The sequence below is a fragment of the Geosporobacter subterraneus DSM 17957 genome (genome assembly GCF_900142145.1).
GTDB lineage: Bacteria > Bacillota > Clostridia > Peptostreptococcales > Thermotaleaceae > Geosporobacter > Geosporobacter subterraneus.
Genome location: NZ_FQZV01000013.1, coordinates 26,454 through 36,732, shown reverse-complemented (window position 1 = coordinate 36,732; position 10,279 = coordinate 26,454). Strand labels below are relative to the sequence as shown.

Sequence of the window (10,279 nt, the reverse complement as noted above, 5' to 3'; positions counted from 1 at the left end):
AAATGAAGAATGCATTATTTGTTTTAGGTCATGGCAGTCAAGCCCAAGAGGCAGATGAAATATTCTTTCAAATTGTTGAGCAGGTGAAAAAAATTAGTAAATTTGAATTTATAGGCATGGGGTCCTTACAGATTTCAAAGCCAAGCTTTGAGGAGGGAATTGAAGCCCTTATTCAGCAGGGGGCGGAAAGAATCGTCATTGTTCCAATGTTTATATTCCTAGGAAATCATGTTAAATTTGACATTCCAGAACAACTAGAGCAATTAAAAGAGAAATATCCAAAGGTAGAATTTATTATGGCGGGACATATTGGCGCTGATCCAAGAATTGCAGCTATCATTGATGAAAGAGCAAAGGAGGCTATTGAAGGCTAATGGAGTATATCAAGGTGCCCCATCTCATTGAAGAAAAGAGCTTTGAAATCATTACAGAGGAACTCGGGGATAAAACCTTTCCTGAGGAGATTGGAAAGATTGTTAAGCGAATCATACATACAACTGCCGACTTTCAATACGCTGACATTACGGTAATCTCTCCCGGTGCTATTGAAAGTGCCAAAGAGGCTTTGCGCAGAGGCGCTAACATTGTAACGGACACCCAAATGGCTAAGGCCGGGATCAATAAAACAAAGCTTGGAGAACTTGGCGGGGAGGTTCATTGTTATATTGGAGATGCGGATGTGGCAAAAAAGGCAAAGGAAAAAGGCATAACCCGGGCTATGGTATCCATGGAAAAAGCTATAGAAGATAAAAAAAATGAAATATTTGTAATTGGAAATGCGCCCACTGCCCTATTTGAACTAAAGCGCTATATCGAAGAAGGGAAAATCCGCCCGGCTTTAGTCGTAGGGGTTCCCGTAGGTTTTGTAGGAGCTGCAGAGTCTAAGGAAGAATTTGAGAGCATGAATGTACCCTATATTATTACCCGAGGCCGCAAGGGCGGCAGTACAGTTGGAGCTGCTATTATCAATGCATTGCTTTACATGCTGTAGAATTATTGAGAACAAGTAATTGAATACCCCAAAAAAGAAGGTATGCATATGTTAGATCAATATATAGTAAAAGATGGAAAAAAAATGCGATACGGATATACCACCGGATCCTGTGCAGCAGCAGCAGCAAAAGCTGCTGCTATTATGGCTTTAGAGGGCCAACCGATCAAGAGGGTTCAAATTGATACGCCAAAAGGTTGGAATCTGGAGCTTACAATAGAAACCTGGGAAATTGCGGAGCATAGGGCCCTCTGTACAATAAAAAAAGATGGAGGGGATGATCCGGACAACACCCATGGGATGCTCATTGGCGCTTCCGTAGAGATAACCGACCAGCCGGAGATATTGCTCAAAGGAGGTATAGGCGTAGGTACAGTCACCAAGCCGGGGCTCCAGATACCTCCAGGAGAACCGGCTATTAACCCTGTTCCCAGAGCAATGATCCAAAAAGAAGTTTCTTCTGTGCTGCCGAAGGGTAAAGGTGCTGTTGTGACCATCTTTGCACCGGAAGGAGAAGCTGTTGCACAAAAAACCTTTAATCCCAGATTAGGCATCATTGGGGGAATCTCTATTTTAGGAACTACTGGAATTGTAGAACCCATGTCAGAGGAAGCTTTTAAAGAGTCTCTTGCCATAGAGCTGAAAATGGCGGTACAGGATGGATTAGATCAGGTGATACTGGTACCGGGAAATCATGGAAGGGATTTAGCTTATGCGTGCTATGGGATTTCAAAGGATAAAGTCATCAAGACCAGTAACTTTGTAGGTTTTATGCTGGAAAAATGTGTGGAATATGGTGTTCGAAAGGTTTTGATGATCGGCCATATCGGCAAATTTGTCAAATTAGCCGCAGGGATTTTCCACACCCACAGTAAGGTTGCCGATGCCCGAATTGAAATATTAGCTGGAAACTTAGCTTTGCTGGGAGCGCCGCAGTCCTTGATTACAGAGCTGTTTGATTGTGTAACTACAGAGGCTGCCCTATCACTGATTGAGGATAATGGATATGAATCGGTTTATGAAATCCTATGTGATAAGGCGGAGGAGAAAAGTGCCCAGCACGTCTACAATCAATTGGAGGTTGGCGTTATCATGTTTTCTATGGATAAAAGAATTTTAGGAGTAGGGAAAAAGGGAAAAAAAATGCTGGAGGCGTTCAAGTATGCATAAAATCTATGTATTAGGAATGGGTCCTGGAAGCCTGGAATATGTTCTGCCGATTACTACTGAGAAAATTCTTGATAGTGATGTTTTGATCGGAGGCAGAAGAAACCTTCAGTATTTTGAATCCTTGAATAAAGAAAAGGTTTATATTGGTGCTGATTTGGAGAGCATAATCGCCTACGCGAAAGAACAGCGCAAAGAGAAGAAGATTGCATTTTTGTTATCTGGAGATACAGGCTTTTACAGCATGCTGAAGAGCTTAAAACAGCATTTTACGTCTTCGGAAATGGTTGTAATACCAGGAATCAGCTCCTTTCAATATTTAATGGCGCGAATCGGTGAGCCTTGGCAGGATGCTTTTGTTGGGAGCCTTCATGGACGAAGCTTTGATATGATAGAAACAGTAAAAAACTATGAAAAAGTTATCTTATTGACTGACCCCATAAACTCTCCAAAGAGGATTGCCAGTATGCTGATCGAACATGGCCTTGCAGATAAAACCATGGTGGTAGGATCAAATTTATCCTATGAAAATGAAATGATTTTTGAGGGAAAGCCAAGGCAGGTTTTAGAACTGCAGGATTTGAATATGTCAGTGGTGGTGATAAAAGATGGAGAAGATCGTGTGGAAATATAAAACCCCAGGTATTCCGGATCAATATTTTATACGGGGAAAAGTGCCTATGACGAAGGAAGAAGTGCGGGCGGTAACCATTTCCAAGTTAAGGCTGCAGGAGGATTCCATAGTAGTAGATATAGGTGCGGGAACCGGCTCTATTGCCATTGAAGCTGCTCACATATGCAGACTCGGGAAAGTGGTTGCTATCGAGAGAAATGAGGAAGGGATTCAGCTCATCCGGCAGAATCAGCAGCGTTTTCAGGTGGAATTGGATATTCTGCATGGCAATGGTGCAGCATTACTCCATACAATCGATTTCTTTGATCGTGCTATTGTGGGGGGCAGCGGTGGAGAATTAGAGGAAATATTAGCGTTATGCTATCAGAAGCTGCCGGATATGGGGATTGTGGTGGTGAATGCGGTGACCATAGAAACACTCTATGAAGCTACACAATATATGAAGGAATGCGGTTATCAGGATATTGAAGTAATTTCCCTACAAACTGCAAGAGGAAAGCAGTTGGGTAAATATACGTTGATGGAGGCCTTAAACCCAATCTATGTTATATCTGGCACCAAGGGGCAGTCGTCGGAACAGGAGGAAGAAAGATGAATGGAAAATTCTATGGTTTAGGTGTAGGGCCAGGTGACCCTGAATTAGTCACTGTAAAGGCAGTAAAGGTTCTAAATAAAGCGGATATTATCATCGCACCGGAAACGATCAGTGGCAAAGGAAGTGTGGCATACAAGATTATTAAAGAGCATGTGGAGCAGCAGGATAAGGTGAAGTTTCAGGTTTTCCCTATGACCTATGATGCAGATGCTTTAGACAGCACTTGGAATCAAAACATGGAAGAGATCATGTTATTTTTAAAGCAAGGAAAAGATGTTGCCTTTATTACTCTGGGAGATCCAATGATTTACAGTACCTATATATATGTAATGCGGCGGATAAAAGCCCAGGGAATAGAAGTGGAAACTGTACCGGGAATACCTTCCTTTTGCGCTGCTGCCAGCCGGTTGGGAATACCTTTATCAGAAGGGGAAGAAACCATTGCCATTATTCCCGCTGCATACAAATGTGATCATATGGATGAACTCTTAACCTATGGGGACAATGTTATTTTAATGAAACCTTCCAGAGGCTTTGAAGATACCGTAGAGAAATTGGATAAGCACCAATTGCTTCAAAACACAGTGATGATTTCAAAATGTGGCCATGCAGATGAAAGTATAACCTGGGATTTGAAGAAAATGACAGGTCAAAAAATAGATTATTTATCCATGATCATAGCGAAGAAGAGGGGGACAAAGGAATGATATATTTTATTGGGGCAGGACCAGGAGATCCGGAGCTAATAACCGTTAAGGGACAAAATATAGTAAAACAGGCAGATGTTATCGTTTATGCAGGGTCTTTGGTAAATAAAGGAATTATTGACTGCAGAAAAGAAACCGCGGAGGTTTACAATAGTGCATCCATGACATTGGAAGAAGTGATAGAAGTGCTGTCTGCCGGAGAAGCTGCAGGTAAGCTTGTGGCTAGGGTACATACAGGAGATCCAAGTATCTATGGTGCAATTCGTGAACAAATGGATATTTTAGATGAGAAGGGGATAGCCTATGAAGTAATTCCAGGGGTGAGCTCTTTTGTAGGTGCAGCAGCAGCGATTAAGAAAGAATTTACGCTGCCGGGCGTTACCCAGACGGTTATTCTTACGAGAATGGAAGGACGAACAGAAGTGCCGGAGAAGGAGAGCCTAGAGAGTCTTGCACAGCACAAAGCGTCTATGTGCATATTTCTGTCGGTACATATGATTGAAGAAGTGGTTCGCCGCCTGGCTGCTCATTATCCAATGACAACACCGATTGCCGTGATTCAAAAGGCAACCTGGGAGGATGAGAAGATTGTCCTGGGAACCTTGGAAGATATTGCTGAAAAAGTAAAGAAAGCAGATATTGGAAAGACTGCTCAGATTCTAGTTGGTGATTTTTTAGGAAATAATTATGAAAAATCGAAGCTTTATGATAAGCATTTTAGTCATGAATTTAGGAGTGCGAAAGAATGAAAACAGCCATTGTTACCCTGACCGCAGGAGGGGCAGCGCTGGGAAGAAAGCTGGCAGAGGGTTTTCCCCAATCGGATTTATTTGTTCACGCTAAATTTTTAAGGGATGGAAATAGAGAAAAGCCCATTGAGGGTAATTTTACCGTATTCATAGGAGAGATTTTCTCCAAATATACGTCTCTTATTTTTATTATGGCTGCGGGAATTGTGGTGCGATCTATTGCACCCTATCTAAGAGATAAAAAAACAGATCCTGCAGTGGTTGTCATGGATGAAAAAGGAACTTTTGCGATCAGCCTTCTATCGGGTCACCTTGGCGGAGCCAATAACCTTAGCAGGGAAATTGCGGATTTTCTTGGTGCAACCCCGGTGATTACCACTGCCTCCGATGTAAATGACCGTATTGCCGTTGATACTTTGGCCATGCTGCATCACTGTACAATAGAAGATTTTAAAGAAGCTACAAAAATTACAGCCCATATAGTCAACGGGGAAGAAGTAGGTATTTTATCAAGTATTCCTATCACAATGCCGCTGCCATCTAATGTAAGCCTGCTGAAGGCAGAGGATATGCATGGTGTAAATATAAAGGGATTGATTTATATCACAGAAAATGAGGTTCAGCATCTGATACCTTGTGATAAGGTGGTACTAAGGCCAAAGAATCTGATTGTAGGCTTAGGCTGTAGAAAAGGAAAAGAGAAAGATGAAATTCTTGGAGTTATTACCGAGGTATTTCAACAAGCCGGTCTTTCTATAAATAGTATTAAGCAGCTGGCAACGGTGGATGTAAAAAAAGAGGAGTCCGGGATGATAGAAGCGGCAGAAGCTTTGGGTGTTCCCTTATGTATCGTGAGCCGTGAAGAAATATCGAAGATAGAAGATCAATTTGCTGCTTCTTCCTTTGTAAAAGAGACCATTGGCGTTGGTGCCGTTTGTGAGCCGGCTGCATTGATCAGCAGCAAAAAAGGATCTGTCGTCATCGGGAAAAAAGCCTGTAAAGGCATTACTATAGCAGTAGTTAAAGAGGGTGAAGAGGTATATGGAAATCGTTGTTGTAGGGATTAATTATAAAAATACACCCCTACAAATTCGAGAAAAGGTTGCTTTTTTAAAAAGCGATTTAGAGCGTGCCTATGGGCAATTGGACAATAATCATTATGCTAGGGAAATCGTCATATTATCTACCTGTAATCGGAGTGAGATTACTGCTGTCGTTACAGATATAAAAAAAGGCGTTCAAGCTTTGAAAAGTTTTTATTATCGTTTTTTTGGGCTGGAAGAGGGCACCCTGGAGGAATACTTCTTTGTAAATGTATCTGATGAGGCAGTAAAACATGTATTTTATTTAGCTGCAGGTTTAGAATCCTTGGTGCTGGGGGAGGACCAGATTCTGGGTCAAGTACGGGATGCCCACGGCTTTGCTCATGAACGGGGCAGCACAGGGGCGATTTTAAATAAGCTCTACAGAGAAGCGGTTACAACAGCAAAAAGAATCAAACGGGAAACGGCTATCTCGGAACATTCCCTTTCTATAAGTTCTATTGCAGTTAAGTTTATCGAACAAATCTTTGAGGATTTGAGTCATAAGAAAGTACTGGTGATCGGCGTAGGAAAGATGAGCAGGATTGCTATAGAAAACCTTATGGCCAAGGGTGTAGAAGAGATTTACGTAACCAACCGAACAAAGGGTCATGCCATAGATTTATCTAAGCGTTATCCTGAGGTGGGTGTGATCGATTTTCATGACCGATACAAAATGATACCACAGATTGATATCATTATTACTTCAACCAGTGCCCCTCATTACGTCCTAAAAAGGGAAGAGTTTGAAAAATATTATGCTAAAGATAATAGAGTTTGTATTGTGGATATAGCAGTACCAAGGGATGTTGATCCGGAGATCAACTCTCTCAAAGGTGTGTCCTTATATGAATTGGATGCACTAAAGAAGGTTTCATTGGAAAATATGGAATCCAGGATGGAGGCAGCAAAGGTTGCAGTAGAAATCATCATTGAGGAATGCATCAAATTTGAAAATTGGTATCACTGCTTACCGGTTTTCCCGGCTATTGAGGGACTTAAAACCTTTGGAGAGTCTGTTTTGACCGAGGAACTGGAGAGTTTGACCAAGAGACTGGAGAAGGCCAGTGATAAGGATAAGGAATTAATTGAAATTGTAATGAGAAGCCTGGTGAAAAAGATCATTAAAAAACCAATACTCAACTTAAAGCGGGCTGGAGAGGACCAAAAGGGTGAACTTTACGCCAGGGTTGCCAGCGAGCTATTTGGTATCAACGATTACAGCTGTAAAAGAAGATAGGGGGAAGAAAATGAATACAAATGGTAAAATATATGTGGTGGGCATTGGACCGGGTAATCGTGAGCATATGAGTGTTCGTGCTATAGAAGCCATACAAAGTGCGGATGTGATTATTGGATATAAAACCTATATCAATTTGATTCGTGACTTGATTGAGGGAAAAGAAGTCATTGACTCCGGCATGAAAAAGGAAGTGGAACGATGTAATTTAACTCTGGATAAAGCCATGGAAGGCCATCAGGTTGCCATTATCAGCAGTGGTGATGCCGGAGTCTACGGAATGGCAGGCATCATGCTTGAGGTAAAATATGAAAGAGAAAGCGACGTAGAAATCGAAGTTGTGCCCGGAATCACAGCGGCCAGTGCCGCTTCAGCTGCCCTCGGGGCACCGATGATGCATGACTTTACGGTGATCTCCCTTAGTGATTTATTAACGGACTGGGAACTGATCCGAAAGCGGCTGGAATGTGCTGCTATCGGAGATTTTATTGCAGCACTGTATAATCCTAAGAGTATGGGGCGGGTACATCAAATCGAAGAAGCCCGGGAGATATTCCTGAAATATAAGGCGAAGACTACACCTGTAGGAATTGTAAAAAATGCAAAACGTGCCGACGAAGAAATTGTAATTACTGATTTAGAACATATGCTTCAGCATGAAATCGATATGCTGACCGTTGTGATTATCGGAAACAGCAATACCTATGTTAAGGATGGAAAAATGATTACACCAAGGGGCTATAAGCTATGATCATGATCCTCGGCGGCACAAAGGATGCCCGAGAAATTGTTGTACAGATATCAGAAAAAAAATATCCGCTTCTGGTAACCACGGCTACAGAATATGGTGGAAGTCTCCTTGAGGCCTATGAGGGATGTGATGTTCTTACGAAAAGAATGTCCGCCCAGGACATGGAGACGATTATTATAGAAAAGCAAATTCAACTGGTGGTTGATGCAACCCATCCCTATGCAGTAGATGTATCCCAGAATGCTATGATTGCCTGTCAAAATAGAAAAATCCCCTATTTACGCTACCAAAGAAATGAAAGCGCTTACGACGCCTACGAAGATATCCTGATAACGGTAGAACATATGGAGGCAGCAGCAGATTATCTTGCAGCTGTTGAAGGAAACGTCCTGCTGACAACGGGCAGCAAATCCCTAGAGGTTTTTACAAGCAGGATACCGGTTCAAAGACTTTATCCAAGAGTGCTGCCCACGGCAGAGGTTTTGAAAAAATGTGAGACTTTGGGCATAAAACCAGGAAATATCGTTGCCATGCAGGGCCCTTTTTCTAAAAACATGAATATGGAAATCATAAAAATGTTTAACATTAGCATCCTTGTCACAAAAGATAGCGGAGACTTAGGGGGAACACTAGATAAGCTAGCTGCTGCCAGTGCCTGCGAATGCGAGGTTGTTATGGTGAGACGACCAAGGGTTAATTATCATAACCTATTTGAAAATAAGGAAGATTTGGTTTGTAAGGTGAGTGAAATTTATGAAAAAATACTATCCAATCATGATTGATCTGGAAGATAAATGCTGTACCATTATTGGCGGTGGAAAAGTGGCAGAAAGAAAAGCCATATCCTTACTGGAATATAAAGCGAAGGTCAGGATCGTAGGTCCGAGACTGACCAGTATACTGGCAAAGCTTGCTGAAGATAAACAGATTCTTTGGGTATCCCGCCCATATCAATGGGGAGATCTGGATAACAGCTGCTTAGTATATGTGGCAACCAATGATTCGGATGTAAACCGCCTATGTTATCAGGAAGCCCGGCAGAGAGGGGTTCCTATCAATATCGTAGATTCACCTCACTTATGTGACTTTATTGTTCCTGCTTCTATACAGCGTGGCGATTTATCAGTTATGGTATCTACCAATGGGAAAAGTCCCATGTTATCCCGTCGCATTCGTGAAGAATTAGAAAAAAGGTATGGACAAGAATACGAGGAGTTTGTTGATCTATTAGGAGAATTGAGGGAAAGAGTTTTAAACGAAATAGAGGATATCGAGAAAAGAAGACAAATTTTCGAAGCTGTAGTATATAGTGATATATTGCAGCAGCATTCAGAGGGAGAATCCAAGAGTTTAAGAGAGAAGATTGAGGAGATCTACAAAAGGATGCGCTAAATGCAAGCCGTGATCATATAGGGAAAAGGTGAAATATATGGATAGAAAGAAAGTGATTGTAGGCTCCAGAGCCAGTGAATTAGCATTGACTCAGACCTATTGGGTAATTGACCGATTAAAAGAAAATTTTCCTCATATTACCTTTGAAGTAGTAAAAATAAAGACAATTGGGGATAAAATATTAGATAAGACCCTGGATAAAATTGGTGGAAAGGGACTTTTTGTAAAGGAAATCGAAACAGCTTTACTGCAAAATGAGATTGATATGGCTGTACATAGTATGAAGGATGTTCCTACGGAAATGACACCGGAATTGACGATTGGCGCCATATCTGATCGGGAAGATGTGCGGGATGTATTGATTAGTAAAAATGGAGCAGCGCTAAAGGATTTACCTAAGGGGGCTAGAATTGGAACCAGCAGTTTGCGAAGAGCGGCACAATTGCTGGCTTATCGCCCCGACTTGAAGATTGAGCCTATTCGCGGAAATATCGCCACTAGAATTGGAAAAATAGAGGGTCTTCAGTTAGATGGAGTTATTTTAGCTGCAGCAGGAGTGCTCAGAATGGGCTGGGAGAACCAGATTACAGAGTATATTTCCACGGAAATATGTACTCCGGCGGTAGGCCAGGGTGCCCTTGGTATACAAATACGCCAGAATGACGTCTTTATTGCAGAAGTCGTTCAGGTACTAAATAATCCGCGGGTGGAAACCGCTGTAAAGGCCGAGAGAAGCTTTATGGCTGCACTGAAGGGGGGATGTCATGTACCCATTGGAGCTTATGCCCAATCTATAGAAGGTATGCTCCATATGGAAACGGTGGTAGCATCCCCAGCAGGCAACGAGGTAATCCGGTTAAGCTTAGACAGCCCGGAGCATGAATACTGGGAATTAGGCAGCAGGGCAGCAAAAGAAAGTATGGTTAACGGTGCTGAAAAAATACTGAAGAATATAGAGGTAGGTGAATAGC

General features: G+C 42.1%; 13 protein-coding genes. All 13 read left to right on the top strand.

Features of this window, described 5'->3' with window-relative positions; translation table 11 throughout:
* Positions 1 to 2 precede the first annotated feature (2 nt).
* Genes BUB56_RS05745 through hemC form a run of 13 tightly spaced genes read left to right on the top strand, consistent with a single transcriptional unit; the run spans position 3 to position 10,278 of the window.
* Positions 3 to 374, top strand: coding sequence for a sirohydrochlorin chelatase (locus tag BUB56_RS05745; protein WP_110940417.1), 372 nt, complete (start codon positions 3 to 5; stop codon positions 372 to 374).
* Positions 374 to 991, top strand: coding sequence for a precorrin-8X methylmutase (locus BUB56_RS05740; RefSeq protein WP_110940416.1), 618 nt, complete (start codon positions 374 to 376; stop codon positions 989 to 991). Before BUB56_RS05745 ends, BUB56_RS05740 begins: the two co-directional genes overlap by 1 nt.
* A 48-nt stretch (positions 992 to 1,039) precedes the next feature.
* On the top strand, positions 1,040 to 2,161 hold the full coding sequence (gene cbiD / locus BUB56_RS05735) for a cobalt-precorrin-5B (C(1))-methyltransferase CbiD (RefSeq protein ID WP_110940415.1): 1,122 nt from the start codon (positions 1,040 to 1,042) through the stop codon (positions 2,159 to 2,161).
* On the top strand, positions 2,154 to 2,792 hold the full coding sequence (gene cbiE / locus BUB56_RS05730) for a precorrin-6y C5,15-methyltransferase (decarboxylating) subunit CbiE (RefSeq protein ID WP_110940414.1): 639 nt from the start codon (positions 2,154 to 2,156) through the stop codon (positions 2,790 to 2,792). The genes cbiD and cbiE overlap by 8 nt, the downstream gene beginning before the upstream one ends.
* A complete protein-coding gene (gene cbiT, locus BUB56_RS05725; RefSeq protein WP_110940413.1) occupies positions 2,767 to 3,387 on the top strand; it encodes a precorrin-6Y C5,15-methyltransferase (decarboxylating) subunit CbiT in 621 nt (206 codons plus the stop codon). Before cbiE ends, cbiT begins: the two co-directional genes overlap by 26 nt.
* Entirely contained in the window at positions 3,384 to 4,094 is a 711-nt protein-coding gene (cobI, locus tag BUB56_RS05720) for a precorrin-2 C(20)-methyltransferase (protein ID WP_110940412.1), read from the top strand. Before cbiT ends, cobI begins: the two co-directional genes overlap by 4 nt.
* A complete protein-coding gene (cobM, locus tag BUB56_RS05715; RefSeq protein ID WP_110940411.1) occupies positions 4,091 to 4,843 on the top strand; it encodes a precorrin-4 C(11)-methyltransferase in 753 nt (250 codons plus the stop codon). The genes cobI and cobM overlap by 4 nt, the downstream gene beginning before the upstream one ends.
* Positions 4,840 to 5,910 (top strand): cobalt-precorrin 5A hydrolase, encoded by a 1,071-nt coding sequence (gene cbiG / locus BUB56_RS05710; RefSeq protein WP_110940410.1) that lies wholly within the window; start codon positions 4,840 to 4,842, stop codon positions 5,908 to 5,910. Before cobM ends, cbiG begins: the two co-directional genes overlap by 4 nt.
* Entirely contained in the window at positions 5,885 to 7,165 is a 1,281-nt protein-coding gene (gene hemA, locus BUB56_RS05705) for a glutamyl-tRNA reductase (RefSeq protein ID WP_110940409.1), read from the top strand. The genes cbiG and hemA overlap by 26 nt, the downstream gene beginning before the upstream one ends.
* Positions 7,166 to 7,175: 10 nt before the next feature.
* A complete protein-coding gene (cobJ, locus tag BUB56_RS05700; protein ID WP_110940408.1) occupies positions 7,176 to 7,916 on the top strand; it encodes a precorrin-3B C(17)-methyltransferase in 741 nt (246 codons plus the stop codon).
* Positions 7,913 to 8,698, top strand: a complete 786-nt coding sequence (gene cobK / locus BUB56_RS05695) for a precorrin-6A reductase (RefSeq protein WP_110940407.1) — start codon at positions 7,913 to 7,915, stop codon at positions 8,696 to 8,698. Before cobJ ends, cobK begins: the two co-directional genes overlap by 4 nt.
* Positions 8,670 to 9,308, top strand: coding sequence for a precorrin-2 dehydrogenase/sirohydrochlorin ferrochelatase family protein (locus BUB56_RS05690; protein WP_110940406.1), 639 nt, complete (start codon positions 8,670 to 8,672; stop codon positions 9,306 to 9,308). Before cobK ends, BUB56_RS05690 begins: the two co-directional genes overlap by 29 nt.
* 37 nt (positions 9,309 to 9,345) lie before the next feature.
* Positions 9,346 to 10,278, top strand: coding sequence for a hydroxymethylbilane synthase (gene hemC, locus BUB56_RS05685; RefSeq protein ID WP_110940405.1), 933 nt, complete (start codon positions 9,346 to 9,348; stop codon positions 10,276 to 10,278).
* Position 10,279 lies beyond the last annotated feature (1 nt).